General features: G+C 72.9%; 21 protein-coding genes. 5 read left to right on the forward strand and 16 right to left on the reverse strand.

What is annotated here, in order from left to right; translation table 11 throughout:
- Window positions 1-128 precede the first annotated feature (128 nt).
- The 9 genes from AC07B0_RS26760 to AC07B0_RS26800 all read right to left on the reverse strand — a co-directional run bounded on the left by AC07B0_RS26760 (window position 129) and on the right by AC07B0_RS26800 (window position 9,118).
- Window positions 129-1,202: a 2-aminoethylphosphonate ABC transporter substrate-binding protein gene (locus tag AC07B0_RS26760; RefSeq protein ID WP_478899070.1), complete on the reverse strand. Its 1,074-nt coding sequence runs from the start codon at window positions 1,200-1,202 to the stop codon at window positions 129-131.
- A gap of 32 nt (window positions 1,203-1,234) precedes the next feature.
- Entirely contained in the window at window positions 1,235-2,032 is a 798-nt protein-coding gene (locus AC07B0_RS26765) for an ABC transporter permease (protein ID WP_478899071.1), read from the reverse strand.
- On the reverse strand, window positions 2,019-2,999 hold the full coding sequence (locus tag AC07B0_RS26770) for a 2-aminoethylphosphonate ABC transporter permease subunit (protein ID WP_469381205.1): 981 nt from the start codon (window positions 2,997-2,999) through the stop codon (window positions 2,019-2,021). Before AC07B0_RS26770 ends, AC07B0_RS26765 begins: the two co-directional genes overlap by 14 nt.
- A complete protein-coding gene (locus AC07B0_RS26775; RefSeq protein ID WP_356875396.1) occupies window positions 2,992-4,041 on the reverse strand; it encodes an ABC transporter ATP-binding protein in 1,050 nt (349 codons plus the stop codon). The genes AC07B0_RS26770 and AC07B0_RS26775 overlap by 8 nt, the downstream gene beginning before the upstream one ends.
- Complete coding sequence (locus tag AC07B0_RS26780; RefSeq protein ID WP_478899072.1) at window positions 4,038-4,763, reverse strand: phosphonatase-like hydrolase; 726 nt, start codon at window positions 4,761-4,763, stop codon at window positions 4,038-4,040. The genes AC07B0_RS26775 and AC07B0_RS26780 overlap by 4 nt, the downstream gene beginning before the upstream one ends.
- Before the next feature lie 5 nt (window positions 4,764-4,768).
- Window positions 4,769-5,890, reverse strand: coding sequence for a TIGR03364 family FAD-dependent oxidoreductase (locus AC07B0_RS26785; RefSeq protein ID WP_469381208.1), 1,122 nt, complete (start codon window positions 5,888-5,890; stop codon window positions 4,769-4,771).
- A gap of 157 nt (window positions 5,891-6,047) precedes the next feature.
- The gene (locus AC07B0_RS26790; RefSeq protein ID WP_356875390.1) at window positions 6,048-6,812 is read right to left on the reverse strand and encodes a GntR family transcriptional regulator; all 765 of its coding nucleotides are present in this window, start codon (window positions 6,810-6,812) and stop codon (window positions 6,048-6,050) included.
- A gap of 111 nt (window positions 6,813-6,923) precedes the next feature.
- On the reverse strand, window positions 6,924-7,751 hold the full coding sequence (locus tag AC07B0_RS26795; RefSeq protein WP_478864447.1) for a hypothetical protein: 828 nt from the start codon (window positions 7,749-7,751) through the stop codon (window positions 6,924-6,926).
- A gap of 215 nt (window positions 7,752-7,966) precedes the next feature.
- Complete coding sequence (locus tag AC07B0_RS26800) at window positions 7,967-9,118, reverse strand: ROK family transcriptional regulator (protein ID WP_478899073.1); 1,152 nt, start codon at window positions 9,116-9,118, stop codon at window positions 7,967-7,969.
- Window positions 9,119-9,173: 55 nt separating this feature from the next.
- Here AC07B0_RS26800 and AC07B0_RS26805 point away from each other — a divergent pair, with 55 nt between their 5' ends.
- Complete coding sequence (locus AC07B0_RS26805) at window positions 9,174-10,295, forward strand: Gfo/Idh/MocA family oxidoreductase (RefSeq protein ID WP_478899074.1); 1,122 nt, start codon at window positions 9,174-9,176, stop codon at window positions 10,293-10,295.
- A gap of 111 nt (window positions 10,296-10,406) precedes the next feature.
- On the forward strand, window positions 10,407-11,624 hold the full coding sequence (locus AC07B0_RS26810; protein WP_478899075.1) for an ALF repeat-containing protein: 1,218 nt from the start codon (window positions 10,407-10,409) through the stop codon (window positions 11,622-11,624).
- Window positions 11,625-11,711: 87 nt separating this feature from the next.
- Here the strand turns inward: AC07B0_RS26810 and AC07B0_RS26815 are convergent, their stop codons facing one another.
- The 6 genes from AC07B0_RS26815 to AC07B0_RS26840 all read right to left on the reverse strand — a co-directional run bounded on the left by AC07B0_RS26815 (window position 11,712) and on the right by AC07B0_RS26840 (window position 16,789).
- A complete protein-coding gene (locus tag AC07B0_RS26815; RefSeq protein WP_356875380.1) occupies window positions 11,712-12,569 on the reverse strand; it encodes a fumarylacetoacetate hydrolase family protein in 858 nt (285 codons plus the stop codon).
- Window positions 12,570-12,689: 120 nt separating this feature from the next.
- Window positions 12,690-13,478, reverse strand: coding sequence for a YidC/Oxa1 family membrane protein insertase (locus AC07B0_RS26820; RefSeq protein ID WP_478899076.1), 789 nt, complete (start codon window positions 13,476-13,478; stop codon window positions 12,690-12,692).
- Between the two features lie 134 nt (window positions 13,479-13,612).
- Window positions 13,613-13,894 carry a DUF6412 domain-containing protein gene (locus AC07B0_RS26825; protein WP_356875462.1) on the reverse strand — a complete coding sequence of 94 codons (282 nt, stop codon included), beginning with the start codon at window positions 13,892-13,894 and terminating at the stop codon, window positions 13,613-13,615.
- 267 nt (window positions 13,895-14,161) lie between these two features.
- Window positions 14,162-15,628, reverse strand: a complete 1,467-nt coding sequence (locus tag AC07B0_RS26830) for a sodium:solute symporter family protein (protein ID WP_478899114.1) — start codon at window positions 15,626-15,628, stop codon at window positions 14,162-14,164.
- A gap of 38 nt (window positions 15,629-15,666) precedes the next feature.
- Window positions 15,667-15,924: a DUF3311 domain-containing protein gene (locus AC07B0_RS26835; RefSeq protein ID WP_478899077.1), complete on the reverse strand. Its 258-nt coding sequence runs from the start codon at window positions 15,922-15,924 to the stop codon at window positions 15,667-15,669.
- A 10-nt stretch (window positions 15,925-15,934) separates the two neighbouring features.
- Window positions 15,935-16,789, reverse strand: coding sequence for a class E sortase (locus AC07B0_RS26840; RefSeq protein WP_478899078.1), 855 nt, complete (start codon window positions 16,787-16,789; stop codon window positions 15,935-15,937).
- 56 nt (window positions 16,790-16,845) lie between these two features.
- Here AC07B0_RS26840 and AC07B0_RS26845 point away from each other — a divergent pair, with 56 nt between their 5' ends.
- Genes AC07B0_RS26845 through AC07B0_RS26855 form a run of 3 tightly spaced genes read left to right on the forward strand, consistent with a single transcriptional unit; the run spans window position 16,846 to window position 19,215 of the window.
- Window positions 16,846-17,859 (forward strand): SEC-C metal-binding domain-containing protein, encoded by a 1,014-nt coding sequence (locus tag AC07B0_RS26845; RefSeq protein WP_356875372.1) that lies wholly within the window; start codon window positions 16,846-16,848, stop codon window positions 17,857-17,859.
- On the forward strand, window positions 17,856-18,755 hold the full coding sequence (locus AC07B0_RS26850; RefSeq protein ID WP_478899079.1) for a NaeI family type II restriction endonuclease: 900 nt from the start codon (window positions 17,856-17,858) through the stop codon (window positions 18,753-18,755). The genes AC07B0_RS26845 and AC07B0_RS26850 overlap by 4 nt, the downstream gene beginning before the upstream one ends.
- Complete coding sequence (locus tag AC07B0_RS26855) at window positions 18,748-19,215, forward strand: very short patch repair endonuclease (RefSeq protein WP_356875368.1); 468 nt, start codon at window positions 18,748-18,750, stop codon at window positions 19,213-19,215. The genes AC07B0_RS26850 and AC07B0_RS26855 overlap by 8 nt, the downstream gene beginning before the upstream one ends.
- Here AC07B0_RS26855 and AC07B0_RS26860 read toward each other — a convergent pair.
- Window positions 19,212-20,438: a DNA cytosine methyltransferase gene (locus tag AC07B0_RS26860; protein ID WP_356875366.1), complete on the reverse strand. Its 1,227-nt coding sequence runs from the start codon at window positions 20,436-20,438 to the stop codon at window positions 19,212-19,214. The genes AC07B0_RS26855 and AC07B0_RS26860 overlap by 4 nt on opposite strands.
- Between the last annotated feature and the right edge of the window lie 63 nt (window positions 20,439-20,501).

A 20,501-nucleotide genomic window follows, 5' to 3' on the forward strand; every position in this document is an offset into this window, starting at 1 on the left:
CAGGCGGGTACTGCGGACATGCGGGTACCGCGGACGTGCGGCGGGCCCGGACCGGAGGAGCGGTCCCCGGTCCAGACCCGTTATGCGAGCGTCACTCTTCCGGCCGCGGATGGCCAGGAAGTAACCGGTCAGCTTCCGGTTGCCGACTTCCACGCGTCGACGTAGCCGGTGAGGTTCGCGTCGATGTCGGCCCAGTCGGGTTCGAAGACCTCGACTCCCGTCATCAGCTTGGTGAGTTCGACGGCGTTGGCGTCGGTCGGCTTGACGTCCGTGCGGGCGGGGAAGCCGCCGCCGACCTCGCTGACGAGCTTCTGGGACTCCTCGCCGAGCAGGAAGTCGAGGAGCTTCTTGCCGTTCTCGGTGTGCGGGGCCTTCGACACGAGGCCGGCCGCGTAGGGGAGCGCGAAGGTGGTGGGCTTGCCGCCGTCCTTCGCCGGGAACCAGATCCCCAGGTTCGGCATGGACTTGGACTGCGCGAAGTTCATCTGGACGTCGCCGTTGGCGACGAGCAGCTCGCCCTTGTCGGTCTTCGGGGCGAGCTTGCTGGTGGAGGAGGAGGGGCCGACGTTGTTGGCCTGGAGCTTCTTGAGGTACTCCAGGGCCGGTTCCTTGCCGCCGAAGTCGTGCATCGACTTGATGAGGACGGCGGTTCCGTCACCGGCGACGCCGGGTGTGGAGTACTGGAGCTTGCCCTTGTACTTGGCGTCCAGGAGCTCCTCCCAGGTCCTGGGGGCCTGGCCGAGTTCCTTCTTGTTGTAGACGAAGCCGAAGTAGTTGTTGACGACGGAGGTCCACTTGCCGTCGGCGGCCTTGTCCGCGCCGCCGACCTTGTCCGAGCCCTGCGGCCGGTAGGCCTGGAGCAGGCCCTTGCCGTCGGCCTGCTGGATGAAGGGCGGCAGGGTGATCAGTACGTCGGCCTGGGTGTTGGTCTTCTCGCGGACGGCGCGCTGCACCATCTCGCCGGAGCCGCCCTCCACGTACTTGACCTCGATGCCGGTCTTCTTCGTGAACTCGGCGAAGACCTTGTCGTACCAGCCGTCGCCCTTCTCGCCCTTGAGGCCGTCGGCGCTGTAGACGGTGACGACCTTCTCGTCTCCGCCGGATCCGGCGGAGGTGGAGCCGCAGGCGGTGAGGGCGCAGGTGAGGACGAGGCCGCCGGTGACGGCCGGGACGGCGCGCAGGAGGGAGCGGTTGCTGGGCATGGAACTTCCTTACGGGGAAAGGGAGCCGGGGATCAGCGGTACGAGGCTCTGGTGCGGATGCGGGAGACGGCCAGCAGCACCAGCAGGGTCGTGGCCATGAGGACCACGGCGACGGCGGAGCCGCTGAACAGCGAGCCTCGGTCGGTGGCGGTGAAGATCCGGACCGGGAGGGGCATCCAGTCCGGCGGGTAGAGCATCATCGTGGCGCTCAGTTCGCCCATGGACAGGGCGAAGCAGAGCCCGGCCGCCGAGGTGAGGGACGGCAGCAGCAGGGGCAGTTTGACCCGCCACAGCACGTACGCGGGCCGGGCCCCGAGGGAGGCGGCGGCCTGCTCGTAGGCGGGGTCGAGCCGGACGATCGCCGCCGACACGGACTGGTAGGCGAAGGCCGTGACGAGGACGGTGTGGGCCAGGACGACGATGGAGCTCGTGCCGTTGAGCAGCAGCGGGGGCCTGCTGAAGGCGACGAGTACGGCGAGGCCGACGACCACGGACGGCACGGCGACGGGCAGCACGAACAGGGCGTCCAGGGCGCGCTTCCCGCGCTTCTTCAGGCCCGCGGCGGCCAGCGCCGCCCAGCTGCCGACGGTGAGCGCGGACAGGCTGGCGATGAGGGCGGTGACCAGCGAGGTGGTCAGTGCCGCGAGGGATTCGCCGCGTACGGCGGAGGCGTAGTTCTCGGTGGTCGGTCCGGAGGGGAAGGCTCCGGACCAGTGGGTGGAGAAGGACGCGGCCACCACGACGAACAGCGGCAGGGCGAAGAGGGGCAGGAAGAGGAGACCGAACAGGCCCCAGGCGGCCCAGCGGCCGGTCTTGCTATGCGCCAGCACGCTTGCTCACCACCCGGTAGAGGCCGAACAGGCCGACGGAGATCGCGATGTTGACGACGGCGACCACGCAGGCGGCCGGGTAGTCGGATTCGAGGATCGCCTTGCCGTAGATGAGCATCGGGAGCGTCGTGACGTCCTTGGCACCGGTGAACAGGACGATCCCGAACTCGTTCAGGCACATGACGAGGACGAGGCTCCCGCCGGCGACGAGGGCCGGCAGCGCCTCGGGGAGGATGACGCGCCGGACGATCCGGGCGGGCTTCGCGCCGAGGGAGGAGGCCACCTCCAGCTGGGCGGTGTCCAGTTGGGAGAAGGCGGCGAGCAACGGGCGCATCACGAAGGGCGTGAAGTAGGTGATCTCCGCGAGGAGGACGCCCCAGGGGGTGGTGAGAAAGCGGAACGGGCCTTCGGCGGCGCCGGTCAGATCGGTCCAGGCCCCGTTGGCCATGCCCACGGTCCCGTAGACGAAGAGGAGGGCGAGGGTGACGAGGAAGGAGGGGAAGGAGAGGAAGACGTCGATGAACTTCGCGACGGCCTTGGCCCCGGGGAAGGGGACGAACGCGATGACCAGCGCGAGCGCGAAGCCGAGGACGAGGCAGCCGACGGTGGCTCCGACGGCCAGCCAGACCGTGGTCCCGAGGGCCTCGCGGAAGCCGCGGGAGGCGAACACGGAGGCGTAGGCGTCGAAGGCCCCGCCGCCGTTCTCGGGGGTGAGGGACTGCTGGACGACCAGCGCGAGGGGGTACAGGAAGACCAGCGCGAGCACGGCCACGGGCGGTACGGTCCACAGCCAGCCCGGGACGCGGCGCGGCGGGCGGACCTCCCCGGGCGCGGACGGCGCCTCGGGGGCGGTCCCGGCACGCGGCCCGGGCACCGGGTGCGCGGACGCGGCGGGCGGCACGGGACCGGGGCCCGGGCCGGGCGGGGCCACGGTCGTCGGGGCCGGGACGGGCGGGGTTTCAGGCATCGGACACCCCTGCGGCCAGCAGCACCGCGTCGCGGGGCTCGAAGTGCAGGGTCACCTCGTCGCCCAGCGCCGGGGTCTCGCGCAGCTCGGGCAGGTCCGCCTTGACGCGGTGCCCGTCGACGTCCACGTACAGCCGGTGCGTGGAGCCCCGCCACTGGACCTCGGTGATCGTGCCGCGCAGGGCGTTGGGCCCCGCGCCGAGGCCGATCAGGTGCGGCCGCACGCACAGCGTGGCGCGGGCGCCGGGCCGGGCGCCCGCCGGGTCCAGCTCCAGGCCGCGCCCCTCGAACACCGCGCCGCCGTCGGCCACGGTCACCGGGAGCAGGTTGGCGTTGCCGACGAAGGAGGCCGTGAACTCGGTGCGCGGGGCCCGGTACAGCTCCTGCGGGGTCCCGCAGTCCTGGAGGCGGGCCCGGTCCATGACGGCGATCCGGTCGGCCAGGGTGAGGGCCTCCACCTGGTCGTGCGTGACGTACAGGATCGACACGTCGGGCAGTTCGCGGTGCAGCCGGGCCAGCTCGGCGAGCATCCCCGAGCGCAGCTGGGCGTCGAGCGCGGACAGCGGCTCGTCGAGCAGGAGCACGCCGGGCCGGATGGCGAGCGCGCGGGCGATGGCCACCCGCTGCTGCTGGCCGCCGGACAGCTCGCGCGGGTAGCGCCGGGCGTAGGCCGCCATCCCGGTCATCTCCAGGGCCTCGGCGACCCGGCCCGGAATCCCGGCCTTGGGGGCCTTCTGCGCCTTGAGGCCGAAGGCGACGTTCTCCTCGACCCGCAGGTGCGGGAACAGCGCGTACTGCTGTACGACCATCCCGATGCCGCGCTTGTGCGGCGGGAGCCCGGTGACGTCCCGGCCGCCGATCAGCACCCGGCCCGCGGCCGGCCGGACGAATCCGGCGACCGCGCGCAGCGCCGTGGTCTTGCCCGAGCCGGAGGGCCCGAGCAGGGCCATGACCTCGCCCGGCTCGACGGTCAGGTCGAGGGAGTCCAGGACGGTGGTGCCGGCGTAGGCGACGCTGACGCCGTCGAAGCGGATGCCGCTCACTTCGGCTCCGCGAGGAGGGCGGGGAGTTCGGCGACGGATCCGAGGACGTGCGTCGCCCCGTTGCCGGTCAGCGCCGTACGGTCGTGGGCGCCGGTGAGGACCCCGGCGACGATGCCGGCGCCGGCCCGGCGGCCGCTGAGCATGTCGTACGCCGTGTCCCCGGCGACGACCGTCTCCCGTACGTCGGCGGCGGCGCCGGTGCGCAGGAACGCGGCCAGCACCATGTCCGGGTAGGGCCGGCCGCGGCCGCCCGCGTCGGCGGGGCACAGGGTGAGGTCGGCCAGGTCCCGCCAGCCGAGGGCGTCGAGGATGGCGTCCTGGGTGACCCGGGCGAAACCGGTGGTCAGGACGACGGTGCGGCCGTCGGCGCGGAGCTCCTCGACGGCCTCGCGGGCGCCGGGGACCGGGGCGATGAGGCCGCCGTCGACGAGCTCGCCGTAGGCCTGCTCGAAAGCCGTGTTGGCGCGCCGGGCCAGTTCCTCCGTACCGAAGAGGTGGCTGAAGACCGAGATCTTCGATTCGCCCATGGTGTCGCGGACGTACCGGAGCTTGGCGGCGTGGTCGGGGCTGCCGGGCTCGACGCCGAGATGCGCGGCGGCGCGTTCGAAGGCGCGCTCGACGAGGCCGCCGTCGGCGACGGTGGTGCCGGCCATGTCGAGGACGATCAGCTGGTGGCGGGCGGTCGGGGTGGTCGGGGCGGTCGGGGTGCTCTGGTCGGTCATGTCGGTTACCAGCCCAGTTCGTTCGCGGTGGTCTCGGCTATGGCGGGCGAGCAGGTCATCCCGCGCCCGCCGGGCCCGGTCACCAGCCAGACGCCGTCCCCCACCTGCTGGCGGTGGACGACCCGGCGGGTGTCGGTGCACTGCGCGTACACGCCCGCCCAGCGGTGCCGGACCTTCGGCAGCGGGCGGCCCAGGAAGGACTCGACGACCTCGGTGAGGTGCTCGTAGGGGTCTTCGAGGGTGTCGAAGGCGAAGGGGTGCTCGTACTCGTGGGTGTCGCCGATGGTCAGTCCGCCGTCCTGGCGCTGGACCATCAGGAGCTGCATCTTGTGCGCGGCGGCCACCGGCGCCTGCGCCTGCCCGGCGTTGAGCTCGTCGAGCGCGGGGGACGCGTAGGCGGGGTAGTAGCGGAAGCTGTCGGCGTCCGCGACCGACGTGGTCAGCGGCTCGCCGAGCGGGGCGGTCTGCATCATCTGGAGCCGGACCCGGCGCACGGGCAGGTCGGGGACCAGCTCCCGGACCAGGCCGGACAGCCAGGCACCCGTGGCCAGGACGACGGCGTCACCGCGGTGCACGTCACCGTGGTCGTCGCGGACGGCGCCCGGACCCGCCAGTGCGCGGACCTCCCGGCCGGGGAGGAAGGTGTAGCGGCCCGTGGCCCGGAGGGCCTCGCGGAGGTGGAGCTGCGCGGTGCGCGGCTCGACGGCCGCGTCCCGCTCGCACCACAGGGCCGCCTCGAAGGCGCCGCGCAGGGCCGGGTTGGCCTTCCGGGCCTCGGCGGCGGTGACCAGCTCGTAGCCGCGGGCCGCGGCGTCCGGGCGGGCCACGGCCGCCTCGGCCACCGCGTACTCGCGGGCATTGCGGACGGGGGTGAGGGAGCCGATCGCGCGGAAGCCCAGGCCGGGCACCTCCGCGCCGATGCGCTCCCAGAGCTCGCGGGCCCGCAGGGCGGTGTCGAGCTCTTCGCCCCCGGCCCGTCCGCTGACCCAGATCTGGCCGAAATTGCGCAGTGACGCGCCCCGGGCCTCGGCTTCCCGCTCGATCTGGACGACCTCGTGGCCGCGTTCGACTGCTTGCCAGGCGTGCATGGTGCCGACCACGCCGCCTCCGACGACTATGACTCTCACGCCGTCCAAGGTGGTGGCGATCGGTGACCCCGGAGGATCCGGTCGGCGACGAGCCGGTGAACAGCCCGCCAAGCTTGGACCAGACCCGTTATCGTTTCGTGATGTTCAGTTGTCCCTTTGGGGGCGTATGCCGGGTGTGCGGGGTGACCGCTGCGCGCTATTCGGGGCGCAGGCGCGTCGTGAAGCTGAACCGGTCACCACGGTAGAGCGAACGCACCCGCTCCAGCGGACTGCCCTCCCGGTCCCGCGAGAACCGGTGGATGAGCAGCATCGGAAGGGCCGGCGGGGTGCCGATCAGCAGGGCCTCACGGGGGGTGGCGAGGACCGTCTCCAGCTTCTCGTCGGCCTCGCCGAAGGGGATGCCGAGGCTGTCGTGGAGGTAGCCGTAGAAGGAGGAGTCCGGCTGGAAATCGATGTCGAGGCGGGGCGCACGGGCGACCCGGATGTAGGTGCTCTCCAGGCCGACCCGCTCGTCATCGGCGAGCAGCACCCGCTCCAGGTGCCAGACGGGCTCACCGGTCTGCGCGCCGATGCCCGGGGCGAGCGCGGCCGGGCAGGGGAAGCGCTCCAGGCCGATGAGGTTGCGGCCGGGGCGGCGGCCCTGACGGCGCACGCCCTCGGTGTAACTGGCGAGGGAGAGCGGCTGCTCCAGCTTGGGGCCGGCGACGACCGTGCCGCGCCCCGACCGGCGGAGCCGGCCCTCCAGCAGCAGCTCGCGCAGGGCCTGCCGGACGGTCTCGCGGGACACCTCGTACCGCTCGGCCAGATCGCGCTCGGTCGGCAGCGCTCCCCCTTCGCCGAGCTCGTCGAGGAGGTCCGCGATCCGGGCCTTGACGGCGTAGTACTTGGGGATGCGGCCGTGCTCGGGAATACCGGAACGCACGGGCCGGCCGGGGTGGTGCTGCGGGGTCTGTTCTTCCACGTGGGGACTGTACGCGGGGCAGGTGTACGGAGATCTTCGCGCGGGGCGGGGGTGCCGGGGCCGGGGTCAGCGGGGGCGGGGGCGCCGGGGCCGGGGTCAGCGGGGCCGGGGTCAGCGGGGGCGGGGGCCGCGCAGGCGGCGGGCGCCCAGGAGCAGGCCGCCCCCGGCGGTGAGGGCCGCGACGGCTCCGGCCCCGTAGGCCCAGTCGTGGTCGCGGGGACCGGTGTGCGCGAGCGATCCCGCCTCGGCCGGATCCTGCGGCCCCTCCACCGAGAAGCGGTACCCCCCGGCCTCCCCGACCCAGTCGCCGTCGTCACCGTGATCACCCCTGCGCTGGACGAGGGCCGCGTCGGCGACGACCTCACCGTGGGGGGTGTCGGGGGCGAAGGCGAGCCGCACGGTCACGGTGACCGTGCCGCCCGCGCCGACGGAGAACCCGGAGAAGGCGTCCCCGCCGTCGAACACCGCGATGATCTCGTCGCGGTCGGTGCGCTCCAGACTGACCGGGTGGGGGCCGCCCGGAGCCGCGAACTCCATCCGGAGGTGGGCGGGGCGCAGGGCCCGCGCCTTGTCCGTGAACACGACGACGGGATGGATCGCGGTGCACTCGCCGTTCGTGGTGTTCGTCAGGTCCAGCAGCCAGGTCTGCGCCCCGCCACCGGCCCGGTAGACGGGCGGGCCGCCACGGATCCGGGCCCCGATGGGGAAGGCGGTGCTCTTCCCGTCCCCGCAGGTGGCCTCGACCCGCGAGGGCAGCGCGGGCGCGGGACGCGCACCGCCCCCGGCACCCACGTCCGCGACCCCGGCGGGGGCGGCGGTCGCGGGGGCGGGGGCGGCGGGGACGGCGGCGGGGGCCGCGGCGGTCGCGGGCGCGGCGGCTGCGGCGGCGAGGAGCACGACGGTCGGGAGCACGGCGGTGAGGGCAAGGGCTTTGCGCATTCGCATGGAAGACCTTCGCTGCTCGCCGGACGGGACGATGATAGGACGAGGCGACAATCACCCCGGCCTGCCCGCACCCTGCCAGGCACCCCCGCGGCCCTCCGGGCCGCCGCGCGTGCCCCACCCCGGTTTACGCCTGAATGGCGCACGGGGTCAACCGCGACGGGGGGTGCGGGGGTGCGGGGGTGCGGCAAACCCTCCCTGACGCGGACCGGCTACGACCCCGCCGCCTCCCGATCCCGACCCCGGCCCGTCAGCGGCGCGGCCGGGTGGCCGAAGAACGGCCCCAGCGCCAGTTCCGCCGCGCCTTCCGCGATCCCGGGCCCGGACCCGGAACCGGCCCCGCCCGCCGTCACCGTGGGTGGGGGTGCGTCCGTCAGGGGGCGGGCCCTGAGGGCCGCGCGGACGCCGGTCACGAAGACGCGGGGATCCGCGTCCACGACCCGGCCTCCCAGCAGGACCCGGTCCACGTCGAGCAGCGCGACCAGGTTCGCCGCGCCCTCCCCCAGGATCCGTGCCGCTTCCGGCAGGTCGCCCCGGGCCACCGCGTCCAGGCAGAGCGCCTCCAGGCAGCCCCGCCCTCCGCACCGGCACGGCGGGCCGTCCAGCCGGAGCACCTGGTGGCCGAACTCGCCCGCCGCCGACCGGGCGCCCCGGTAGACCTCGCCGTCCAGCCGCAGCCCCGCACCGAGACCGGTGCCGACGTGCAGGTACACCGACGTGCCCGTGCCCGGGCCGCCCGGGCCCCCTGCCGCGACAGCGGCGTTCGTGTCCTTGTCCAGCACCACCGGCAGCCCCAGCCGGCCCGCCAGTACCTCGCGCAACGGGAATCCCGCCCAGTCCGGGAAGCCGGTGACGCGGCCCATGACCCCGGTCCGCCAGTCGAGCGGGCCGGGCGCGGCGACCCCCACGCCGAGCAGCGGCCGGGGCCCCGCCCGCTCGGAGACCCGTACGACCGCTTCCAGGACCGCGTCCACGACCGGCCCGGGGCCCGCCCCGAAGTCCAGCGGTGCGCTCCGTCCCGCGACGACGGTGCCCGCGAGGTCGACCAGTACGGTCCTCAGTTCGTCCCGGTCCAGGTGCACGCCCACCGCGTGCCGGGCCCCGGGGACCAGGCGCAGGAGGGTGCGCGGCTTGCCGCCGGTGGAGGGTCCGCGGCCGGCGTCGGCCACCAGGCCGTCCGCGGCGAGCCGGGCCGTGATCTTGCTGACGGCCTGCGGGGTGAGGCCCGTGCGGGCGGCGAGTTCGGTGCGGCCGAGGCCCGGCGCGCCGGCGGCGCGCAGCAGGTCCAGCAGTACCGCCTCGTTGTGCCCGCGCAGCGCCGGCAGGTTCGCCCCGCCCCGGCCCGTTCCGTCACCCCTGTTCACCCGCCCATTGTCCACCCTCCTTGCACTTACACAACACTGTTGCCAAAGTGGTCGCATGAACGCCTCCCCCGCTCCCTCCCCCGCCTCCTCCGCCGGCGCCTCCCCGCTGCGCGTCGGGCTCGTCGGCTACGGACTCGCCGGCTCCGTGTTCCACGCCCCGCTCGTGACCGCCACCGAGGGCCTCGTCCTCGACACGGTCGTCACCTCCGACCCCGGCCGGCAGGCCCAGGCCCGCGAGGCCTACGACGGCGTCCGGATCGCCGCCTCCGCCGACGAGCTGTGGGAGCGCGCGGACGGCGAGGACGCCCTGGACCTCGTCGTCATCGCCTCCCCCAACAAGACCCACGTCCCGCTCGCGACCGCCGCGCTGACGGCCGGGATCCCGGTGGTCGTCGACAAGCCGCTCGCCGCCACCGCGGCCGAGGCCCGCGAGCTCGCCGCCCTCTCAGACCGGACCGGCACCTACCTCTCCGTGTTCCAGAACCGCCGCTGGGACAACGACTTCCTCACCCTGCGCCGACTGCTCGCGGGCGGCGACCTGGGCGAGGTCCTGCGCTTCGAGTCCCGCTTCGAGCGCTGGCGCCCGCAGCTCAAGGGCGGCTGGCGCGAGTCCGGCGCTCCGGAGGAGATCGGCGGCCTGCTGTACGACCTCGGCAGCCACGTCGTGGACCAGGCGCTGGTCCTGTTCGGCCCGGCCGTACGCGTCTACGCGGAAGCGGACGTGCGGCGTCCGGGTGCGGAGGCGGACGACGACACCTTCATCGCGCTCACGCACGCGAACGGTGTCCGCTCCCACCTCTACGTCAGCGCGACCACCGCCCAGCTGGGCCCGCGCTTCCGGGTCCTCGGCTCCCGGGCCGGCTACGTCAAGTACGGTCTGGACCCCCAGGAGGCCGCCCTGCGCGAGGGCCTGCGTCCGGGCGACGAGGGCCGGGCGTGGGGCGAGGAGCCCGAGCACCTGTGGGGGCGGCTGGGTTCCGGCGAGTCCCCGCTGACCGGCGGCGGCATCCCGGTGCGCACCGCGGCGGGCGACTACCCCGCCTACTACGCGGCGGTCGAGGCCGGGCTGCGCTCGGGCGGCCCGGCACCGGTGACCGCGCACGAGGCGGCCCACTGCCTGGACGTGCTGGAGGCAGCGCGCCGGTCTTCGCTGGAGGGGGTCGCCGTAGACCTCTGACCGGCCACGGGGCAGGCGCATTTGGCGTGAAATCGACGCTTCGGAAGAAGTGGGCGACATATTCTTCACGAGCTGTCGATCATCACACGTGTGAAGGATGGAACCCCACCAGTGAAGCTGCCCCGGATCGCAACCGTCGTGGCCACCGCCGCGATAGCCCCGGCCGTCCTGCTCTCCTCGCCCGCGTTCGCCGCCGACTCCGCGCCGGCGGCGACCACGCCGTCCTCGTCGACCGTCCCCGACCAGGGCCAGCAGCCCGCGGGCCAGGGGAACACCGCCGACAAGGGCGTCAAGGCGGACACGCCCGCCACGGACCCGTCGGAGGCCGCGGACCGGGCCGCCATCGAGCTGCTCCTCAAGAACCCGGCGATCGGGCCCGGCGTCCGCGCGGCGGCGGAGAAAGCCCTCAAGGGGAACGCCGCGGACCTGCGGACCTTCTTCACCGTCGAGCTGCCGAAGCAGCAGCTGGCGGACGACCGCGTACGGGTCGCCGGAATCGGTGAGGCGGGCGGGCGGCACGTACGGGCGGCCGCAGACGAGACCCTCCGGGTGAACACCCGCGAGGCGATCACCGAGTTCCTGGACAAGGGCCAGCACAAGGCCCGGTACAAGGACGACCTCGTCGAGATCACCCGCATGCTCGACGGGGCCGGCAAGGGCATCACGAAGGCCGTCAACGAACTCCTCGGCAAGGGCACGCCCGAGCAGGTCCGCGCGTTCGTCGCGACCGGCCAGCACACGATCCGCGCGGAGGACGACCGGGTCGCGGCGCTGGGGATGCTGAGGGACGCCGGCCCGGGTCTGCGGGAGGGCATCGTCAAGCTCCTCGAAGGCAACCCGAAGCCCGAGCAGCTGCGCGAGTTCATGAAGACCACGCAGCACGTGCTGCGCGACGACGACAACAAGGTCCTGATCTCGGCGATGGTGGCGAAGGCCGGCCCGGAGCTGAAGAAGGCCGCCCTCGCCGCCCTCAAGGGCACCCCGGCGGACCGGGCCGCGTTCCTCAAGACCGGGCAGCACGAGGCGCGCGCCAAGGACAAGGGAACGGGCACGGGCGGGCAGACCGGCACGCCGGGCACGGGCGGCACCCAGACGGGCGGAACGGGCGGCACGACGGGCACCGGCGGCACCACCGGGACGACGGGCACCACCGGCACCACCGGGAACGGCAACGTGACCCCGGCCGGCAGCACCGGTTCCGGCCGGCTCGCGAACACCGGCGCCGGTTCCGAGAACGTCTGGATCGCGGGCACCGGCGCCGCCGCGCTCGCCGCCGGAGCCGGCCTGGTGGTCGCCAACCGCCGTCGCCGCACGTCCGCCGAGGGCTGATCGGCACCGGGTACGGGGACACGGAAGGGGCGGGCCGCCATGGGCGGCCCGCCCCTTCGCCGTGCGCGTCAGCTACGGCACCTGCGCTCAGGCGCTCTTGAACTCCTGGCGCTGGCGCCCGAGGCCCTCGATCTCCACCTCGACGACGTCACCGGCCCGCAGGAACGGCTTCGGCTCCGGCTGCCCGGCCGCCACGCCCGCCGGCGTTCCGGTGACGATGACGTCGCCCGGGTACAGGGTCATGAAGTGGCTCAGGTACCGCACGACCTCGCCGACCGCGAAGATCTGGTCCGAGGTGTGGCCGTCCTGCTTCAGCTCGCCGTTCACCCACAGCCGGACGTCCAGGGCCTGCGGGTCCGGCACCTCGTCCGCGGTGACCAGCCAGGGGCCGAGCGGGGTGAACGTCTCGCAGTTCTTGCCCTTGTCCCAGGTGCCGCCGCGCTCCGTCTGGAAGGCGCGCTCCGTGACGTCGTTGGCCAGCAGGTAGCCGCCGACGTGCGCGAGACCCTCCTCGGCGGATGACAGGTAGCGGGCGGTGGCGCCGATGACGACGCCGAGCTCCGCCTCCCAGTCGGTCTTCACGCTGCCGCGCGGGATCAGCACGGTGTCGTCCGGGCCGACCACGGTGTCCGGGGCCTTGAGGAAGACGATCGGCTCCGGCGGCGCCTCGGCGCCGACCTCGGCCGCGTGCCCGTGGTAGTTCAGCCCGATGCCCACGATCTTGCCGATCCGGCCGACCGGGGCGCCGATGCGCAGCCCCTCCGCGTCGAGGGCCGCGAGTCCGCCGGCCGCCGCGGCGTCCCGTACCCGGGACAGTACGGAGTCGTCGGCGAGCAGGTCGCCGTCCACATCCGTGATCAGGCCGGACAGGTCACGCAGGGTGCCGTCCTGGTCGAGCAGCGCGGGGCGCTCCGAGCCGGCGGGTCCGACACGCAGCAGCTTCATGGGCATTCTCCCGTGGTCGTGGGTGGTCGGCCCGGGGCGTGCCGGGGCCGGCCGATGGGTTGCGGCCATCGGAGGATTGGTCGATCCTCCAAGATGTCCAACCAATCCGCAAGACCCTGTTCACAGACTGGAACGTGAAGCGGAACTCACTGCTCCGTCGGTGGCGCCCTCGGCGGCAGCCGCCGCACGGTCCTTGCGGTGCTGGAGCCAGACCCGCTCGGCGACCGACCAGGCGGTGGTGGTCAGCAGGTACAGCCCCGCGGCGAGCGGCACCACGGCGGCCGTGATCAGCGTCCCGAACGACAGCAGGGGCAGTACGCCGCCCAGCTTGCGCATCGCCGCCTGTTGCTCGGCGGTCAGTTCCACCGGCGGCGCGGCGGGCGCCCCGGCCCGGGCGCCGGCCTTGGCCCCGGTTCCGGCCTTGGCCTTGGTCCCGGTCGCGGCCTTGGCCGTGCGGGGTGCGACGGCCGGCACCGGCAGGGCGGGGGCCGCCGCCGCGGCGCGCCGGCCCCGTACCGCGCTCCACGCGGCCACCACCGCGATCGCGGCGAACAGGCCGAGGAACACCAGGCCCTGCGGCCCGAAGAGGCCGCCCTCCTCCAGCGCCCCGGTCCAGCGGGAGCCGAGCGGGGCGGCGAACAGCCGGTGGCCCAGCAGCTCGTTGGCCTCGCCGCCCACCTTCGAGGAGGAGAACGCCTGGTACATCACGAAGAACACCGGCAGCTGGAGCAGTACGGGCAGGCAGCCGGCCGCCGGGGTCGCGCCGCGGAAGGCGGCACGGCTCAGCGGATGCAGGGCGAGCCGTACGAGGACGGTGAACAGCACGATCGCGGCAGCGGTCGCGGACTCGGCCAGTACCGGCTCCAGGAGCCGGCCCAGCTCGGCGACAAGATGAGTGAAAACGGACACGCGGGCCCTCCGAGGGGTCTCGTCGAACGTCGAAGAAGGTGCATTTCGGCGTGACGACCCGCGAGGGGCGACGACAGTGATCGGCCCGACCTCGAACGGTCGGCGGAAGCAGAAGCGGAAGGTGCTGCGCGCCCCTACGCGGCCGTCGGAAGGAGACGGCCGGGTGCCCTGGGCCTGGACCGGCCCGAGGCGTCGGGATCGCGCTGCGGCAAGAACGCCGTGCGCTGCTCGCGATCACGGATCGCGGTACGTATGCGGTGCGGCGGCACGGGCCGCACGAGGCACGCGGCCAGTGCGGCGGCGCCCACGGCGACCACGGCCGCCAGCGCGACCACGGCGGCGGCCAGGCCGTTCTCCCCCGCCATCAGGCCGAGGAGCCCGCCGACGAGGAGGAGGACACCGAGCAGCCGGGACATGCGCGAGGAGGCGGAGGACGAGAAGAAGGCCGGGAAGAGGGACGAGCGGGGGGACGGGGCGGCGAAGGACAGCGGGGAACGGACGACGGCTCGCTCCGCCATGCCGGCCACCCCCTTCCGCTCGCGTCAGCACCACCCCTACGAACTCTCGTACGGGATCGGACCTCGGATCGATACTAACCGGGCGCACTGACAAGGGGAGGGGGGTCAGGACGCAACCTTCCCGGCCCCGCCCGCGTCCGCCCCCGGCCCCGACGGCCGGGCTGCCTACCGGGGATCGGAGGCGAGCACCTCCGCGTCGGGCCGGCCGTCCGCCTCCGCGTCCCCCCGCGGCCCGGCCGCCCAGGACACCCCGAGCGCCACCGCCAGGTTCAGCATCAGCGCGACCATCCCCGCGTTCACCCCCCACACCGGGTCGTGCCCGGTGAACACCAGCCCGCAGACCACCGCCACGCCGACGGCCAGCCCGCCGACCGCGCCCGCCGCCGTCAGCCGGCGCCACACCAGCCCCAGCAGCAGCATCGGCAACAGTTGCGCCATGCCCTCGTAGGAGACGAGCGACAGCCGGACCAGGGTGCTGGGAGCGACGTACGTCATCACCAGGGCCACCGACCCGGCGGTCACGACCACGATCCGCGAGGCGAGCACCTGCCGTTCCCCCGCACTCCACCGGGGCACGAGCGAGAGCACGCTCCGCCCCCACATCGTCCCGATGACCAGCATGAACACCGCCATCGGCACGATCGACGACAGCGCGGCGGCCACCCCGATCACCCCGACCGCCCACGCCGGCAGCGAGTCCACGACCAGCTTGAACAGCGCGAGGTTCGACTCGGCCCCCGTCAGCCCCGGCACCACGAACAGCGCGGCCATGCCCAGCAGCATCGGTACGAACAGCAGGACGTTGTACGCGGGCAGCAGCACGGCGTTGCGCCGCAGCGCGTCGGCGCTGCGCGCGCCGAGGTAGCCGGCCACGGTGGTCGGGAAGATGACGACGGTCAGCGCGTTGAGCACGGAGGTGCTCACGAACCAGCCGACCCCCAACTCGCTCCTCCCGTCCTCGCCGGCGCCGTGCCCGGGCAGCGTCAGCCATGCCGGCTTCTCGGCCGCGAGCCGGTCGAAGAGCTCCCCGTAGCCGCCGAAGTAGTGCAGCGGGACGTACACGGCGAGGAAGCCCAGCGTCCCGATCACCAGCACGTCCTTGAGCACCGACACCCAGGCGCTGCCGCGCAGCCCGCTGACGACGACGAAGCCGGTGGTCACGGCGAAGGCCAGGAAGTAGGCCCAGTTCAGGGAGACGGCGCCGTAGGTCACGGTCGAGACGACCACGCCCATGCCGGTGATCTGGAGCTGGATGTAGGGGAGCAGGAACACCGTGGCCAGCACGGCCACGGCCGCACCGAGCCAGGGGCGCCCGTAGCGGTGGGCCACCATGTCGCTGATACCGACGAGCCCGTGGCGGCGGGCGTAGTCCCACAGCATCGGACCGACCACGTAGCCGACGGCGTAGCCGCAGGACATGTAGGCGATGACGTACGTCACCGGGGCTCCGTAGTCGTACCCCCAGCCCGCGGCCCCGAGGTAGCTGAAGCTGGTGTAGCCCTCGCCCGCCATCAGGACCCAGATGAAGACGGTCCCCAGCGAGCGGCCGCCCACCGACCACTCCGCGAGCCCGCCGCCGCCCCCGCCCCGGCCGCGGACGGCGAGCAGGCCGAGCACGACGGTCGCCACCATGAACGCGCCGAAGACGGAGGTGGCGACGGCGGCCTGGCTCACGACGGGTCGCCCCTTCGGTCGCCCCTTCGGTCGCGCGTTCGGTCTTCGCGCCGGGACCCGCGCCGGTCTGCGCGCCGGGTGAGCCAGACGGCGAGCGGCGTCAGGAGGGTCGCCCCGAGCAGCCACGCGAACAGGAACGGCACCCCGCCCACCCGCGGCTCGACCCGGTTCACCCACGGCAGCACCCCGAGGAACACCACGAAGGGCACCCCCAGCCACACCAGCTGCGGACGCTTCAGCCATTTCGGACGCATCCACCCCACTTTAGGGGGACTTGAGGGTCCCCCACACCACCAGCCGGTACTTGGAGCTGTACTCGGGCGTGCAGGTGGTGAGGGTGATGTACGCATCGGGACGCCCGTACCCGTACTCGGGCCTGACCACGCTCCGCGGCACCGGTGCGATCACCCCGGTGTCCCGCTCGGTGGTCTCGTTCAGCACCTGCCCCACCACGTACGTGTAGCGCCGCCCGCGCACGTCGACCAGCAACTCGTCACCGGGGCGCAGCCTGTTGACGTACCGGAACGGTTCCCCGTGCGTGTTGCGGTGCCCGGCCAGCGCGAAGTTGCCCCGCGCGCCGGGCGGCGCCGTACCCGGGTACTGGCCGGCGTACCCCTTGTCCAGTACGGCCCGCTTGTCGACCCCCTGCGCGACGGGAACGGCGAGGCCTAGGCGCGGGATGCGCAGGACGGCGTACGCCTCGTCCCGCGCGGGCTCCGGCTTCGGCTTCGCCGGCGGCTGCGGCTTCGTACGGGGCGGCGCGGCGGGCGCGGACCCCTCCGGGGACGCGGCCCCCGGCTCCGGGTCGGGTCCGGGCCCCGGCACGGCCCCGGACTCCTCCGGCTCGGAGGCGGGCGGCGGCGCGGGCCCGTCGGGGGACGGGGCCTCCGCCTCCCCCGCACCGCGGTCCCCCCAAGCCCTCTCAAGGCTCCGGACCTGTTCCTGCGCGGCGGCGACGGCCTGCCGGTTCGTCCACCACACCTGGTGCACCACCAGCAACGCCACCACCACACCCACCGTGGTGACGAACTCGGCGCCCACCCACAGCAGCCGCGCGAGACCCGCCCCGCGCCCCCGCCGGCCGCCCCCCTGCACCACCACACGCACGTGATCCCGCACGGCCCGCACCCTAAGTCCTCCCCCCTCAACTGACCAGCGGCAGTACGGTGTGAACCATGCGCCCCGACACGCCTGCAGAGCACATCGCCGAAGCCGAGCGCCTCATCCGCACGGCGACCCGCTACCCCGAGGACCAGGAGCCCCTGCTCCTCCAGGCCGCGGCCCACCTCGAACTGGGAGACGAACGGGACCGGGCGAGCACCCTGTACGACCAGCTCCTCTCCGGTTCACCGGCCGACCCGCACCTGATCAAGGCCCTGCAGGCCGCGAACCTGTGGGAGTACGGCCACGAGGCCGAGGCCCGCGCCCTGATCTCCGGCATCCGGGCCGCCGCCCCCGCGGACCCGGCCCCCTGGGAGGTCATCGCGGAAGCCCTCGAAGCCCACGACGAGCTGGAGGCCTCGCACGACTGCTTCACCGAGGCCGCGACCCTGCTGACCTCGGAGGACACCCCCCTCACCCCGGCCACCACCGCGCTCCTCACGGGCCGCCACCGGGTCCGCCGCCTCCTCGGACTCCCGCACGACGACTGGGACATGGTCGCCGACACCCGTCACGTCGGCCCGATCCCCCTCGACGAGCTCCACGACCCGAAGCGCATCTGGGCGCTCGGCTCCGACGACCCGGCCGAACTCCGCGCCGAGATCGCCCGCCTGCGCGCCGAACTCGGTGACCGCCGCGCCGCCCTCTCGCGGCCCTTCCCGGTGGCGATCCTGCACTGGCCCCAGCGCGAACTCTCCGAGCTCCTCACCTCGTACCCGACCCTCGCGGCGGAGTACCCCTCGCACGAGACCCACCTGACCCGCGTCGAGGCCTCGCTCCGCGCCCTCGCCGCCTCGGGCACCACGAACCTCGGCATCGTCACCGGCAGCGTCCCCTCGTACGAGGCCTTCGCCGCCTCGGAGAAGACCTCCCCGGCCTCCCCGTCCCTCCTGGCCGAGTACGCCACCACCCTCGCGGCCCGCGGCAAAGCCACCCCCTGGCCCCCGCCCCCCACCACCCCCTGCTGGTGCACCTCAGGCAAGCCCTACGCGGAGTGCCACGAGACGCCCGGAGCGGTCCACGGATGAGCAGGGGGCGTCTGATCCTGCAGGAACCGGGGGACATCTGCTCGAACGCCGAGGGAGGCGAGCACGTTCTGCAGGCCCCCGGCGAAGACACCGAGCTCCAGGCCGTCCTCGCTGAACTGCGCTCTTATGACGACATCGCGGGTCTCTACACCCGCGCCATCGCGAATTCGGTCGACTACGTACTCGACGGGGCCAGGACGGGCCGTTACAACCTGCTGTCCCCCGATGTGCATCCGGGCGAGAAGGCCTCCGTGGGAGCCAAACTGGAGTACGAGGTACTCCGCGCCTTCTGCCTGCCCAAGGTGCCGCCGCTGGACACCGTGCTGGCTGGCATACCCGTGGACATCAAGGCGACCGTCGGCGCGAACTGGACGATCCCTGCTGAGGCACAGTGCCAGCTCTGCATCTGCACACAGATAGGACTCGGCCGTGGCCGACACCGGTCATGGCTCGTGCGTGCGCACCGTTCCTGGCTCTACCGGGGCACCGGAAACCGGGACGGCAAGCGGGGACTCGCCGCACACGCCCGCGAGCACTGGAGCGTGCCGCTCTACGACTGGACCCCGCTGCCGGTCAACCCGCTGACGCTGCTCACCCCGGAACAGGCTGGCAAGGTCCTCGCCAAACGGCCGGGACAGGAACAGCGCTTCACGATGATGTTCAATTATCTGGAAGGGCTCGTCGTTCCGCGGAGCGTGATCACAACGGTCGGGGCGGGCAACCACGACCCCCTGAGGCGGGCACGCAACATCCGGGCTCGTCTCGCCCGTGACGGCCTCACTCTGCTCTGCGGGAAGTTTCCCGACCAGCGGGACCTCGCGGCCACCCACAAGATCACGTTGGGGCCGGAGGACTGGGTCGCCCTGCGGATGGAAGGAGGCCCGGAGCATGCCTGACGACAGCGCCTGGCAGCCGCCCGAGGGTTCCTGGGCCTCCTCAGCGGCGCGGCGGCGCAACATGCAGGCGATCCGCAGCCGTGACACCAAGCCCGAGCTGGTGATCCGCCGCCTCGTGCACGCGAAGGGGCTGCGCTACCGGATCGCCGCCCGGCCGCTGCCCGGCCTGCGGCGCACGGCAGACCTGGTGTTCCGGCCGGTGAAGGTGGCCGTGTTCGTCGACGGCTGCTACTGGCACGGCTGCCCTGAACACTACGTCTCGCCGAAGACCAACCCGGGCTACTGGTCTGAGAAGGTGGCCCGCAACATGGCCCGGGACCGCGATACGGACCGGCAGCTGGAAGAGGCCGGGTGGCTCGTGCTCCGGTTCTGGGAGCACGAGCGGTCAGACGTCTGCGCCGCGACGATCGCCGCCACCGTCCAGGAGCGGCGGAGCCTGTCCGCCGCCTCCGGCGTCTAACGTCCCGCCTTCCGCCCTTCCGGCCCCTCAGGGGCAACAGCCAGCAGAACCTCGGCGATGGCCTTTCCGACCGCCTTCGCCACCGGGGGCGGGAAGGCGTTCCCTACCTGGCGGTACTGCGCGGTCTTGCCGGGCAGCTTCCCTTCGGACGCGTCCCCTTCGAAGTCCCACTCCCGCGGGAACCCCTGGATGATCGCCGCCTGAGTAACGGTCAGCATCGGACCGTCAGGGCGGAAGAGGTCGCGTTCCCAGCTCTTCTTCTTCTCCACGTCCTTCGGCGCATTGGCTACACCCAGGGCGTCCACTCCGAGGTTCCTCCAGGCGGCCTTGGCCCGGCTCGGCCCGAGGTCGGCTCCGCCGTGCTTCTTGGAGCCTCCCACCAGGGTGGGTGCGATTCCGCCACTGGCGTCGCGCCAGTCGTCAAGTGCCTTCTGAGCCTGGGTGCCGGCGACCCCGCCCTGCTGGATGAACGGTTCGTACCGTTCAGCCATCGTCTCCTCAAGGGCGTCACGCACGCTCAGGAATTCCACGCCGGGGGTGGGCCACTGAAACTGCCGCCGTGCCAGGTACTTCTTCTGAATGGCGACAAGAATCGCGCGGGGGCGCAGCTGCGGCACGCCGAAATCGCTGGCCTCCAGGATTTCCCACTCGCAGACCTCATAGCTGAGATCCTCAGCATGGCCGGCGCCGTCGTATTCCTTGCGTTCACCAGTGATCGGGTCAGTCGCCTTGCCGCCCTGCAGGCGGGCGATGACCCATTCGCGATATTCTGAGAACTTCTCGTCCTTAATGCCGCGAACATTCTCGATCATGACGGCTTTAGGCAGCAGGTCATCCACGAGGTCGAGCATCCTGGGGAAAAGATCACGCTCGTCTTCCTTGCCGAGCTGCTTTCCGGCATGCGAAAACGGAGGACACGGAACACCCCCCGCGAGCAAATCGAGCTCACCCTGCTGCAACTGCCGGCCAAGATGCTTGAGCGGCTTCACGAGCTCGGCCCGCGGCTCGAAGAGGTTCACATCCTTGTTGATGATGTCGCAGTAGTCGCGTTCGAATTGCCAGCCGTCCCGATGGGCGATGTTGCGCCGCAGGGTCGCCACGGCATGCTGGTCGATCTCGACGAGGGCGAGGTGACGGAAGCCGGCCTGGTGGAGACCGATGGCTTGTCCCCCCGCTCCGGCGCAAATCTCAATCGAGGTCAGCGTGCGATCGCTGGCACCCATCGAGTCCTCCTGGTGTGGCAGATGCAGACAGGCCAGTGTCGCATCTGCCACCGACATCACATG

The sequence above is a fragment of the Streptomyces sp. NPDC044704 genome (genome assembly GCF_056433525.1).

Coding starts and splice junctions, on each gene's coding strand:
- AC07B0_RS26835 (WP_478899077.1), bottom strand. CDS start 15,924: ATGCGTCCGAAATGGCTGAAGCGTCCGCAGCTGGTGTGGCTGGGGGTG.
- AC07B0_RS26805 (WP_478899074.1), top strand. CDS start 9,174: ATGAACGCCTCCCCCGCTCCCTCCCCCGCCTCCTCCGCCGGCGCCTCC.
- AC07B0_RS26770 (WP_469381205.1), bottom strand. CDS start 2,999: ATGCCTGAAACCCCGCCCGTCCCGGCCCCGACGACCGTGGCCCCGCCC.
- AC07B0_RS26850 (WP_478899079.1), top strand. CDS start 17,856: ATGAGCAGGGGGCGTCTGATCCTGCAGGAACCGGGGGACATCTGCTCG.
- AC07B0_RS26780 (WP_478899072.1), bottom strand. CDS start 4,763: ATGACCGACCAGAGCACCCCGACCGCCCCGACCACCCCGACCGCCCGC.
- AC07B0_RS26855 (WP_356875368.1), top strand. CDS start 18,748: ATGCCTGACGACAGCGCCTGGCAGCCGCCCGAGGGTTCCTGGGCCTCC.
- AC07B0_RS26760 (WP_478899070.1), bottom strand. CDS start 1,202: ATGCCCAGCAACCGCTCCCTCCTGCGCGCCGTCCCGGCCGTCACCGGC.
- AC07B0_RS26815 (WP_356875380.1), bottom strand. CDS start 12,569: ATGAAGCTGCTGCGTGTCGGACCCGCCGGCTCGGAGCGCCCCGCGCTG.
- AC07B0_RS26795 (WP_478864447.1), bottom strand. CDS start 7,751: ATGCGCAAAGCCCTTGCCCTCACCGCCGTGCTCCCGACCGTCGTGCTC.
- AC07B0_RS26860 (WP_356875366.1), bottom strand. CDS start 20,438: ATGGGTGCCAGCGATCGCACGCTGACCTCGATTGAGATTTGCGCCGGA.
- AC07B0_RS26830 (WP_478899114.1), bottom strand. CDS start 15,628: ATGGTGGCGACCGTCGTGCTCGGCCTGCTCGCCGTCCGCGGCCGGGGC.
- AC07B0_RS26845 (WP_356875372.1), top strand. CDS start 16,846: ATGCGCCCCGACACGCCTGCAGAGCACATCGCCGAAGCCGAGCGCCTC.
- AC07B0_RS26825 (WP_356875462.1), bottom strand. CDS start 13,894: ATGTCCCGGCTGCTCGGTGTCCTCCTCCTCGTCGGCGGGCTCCTCGGC.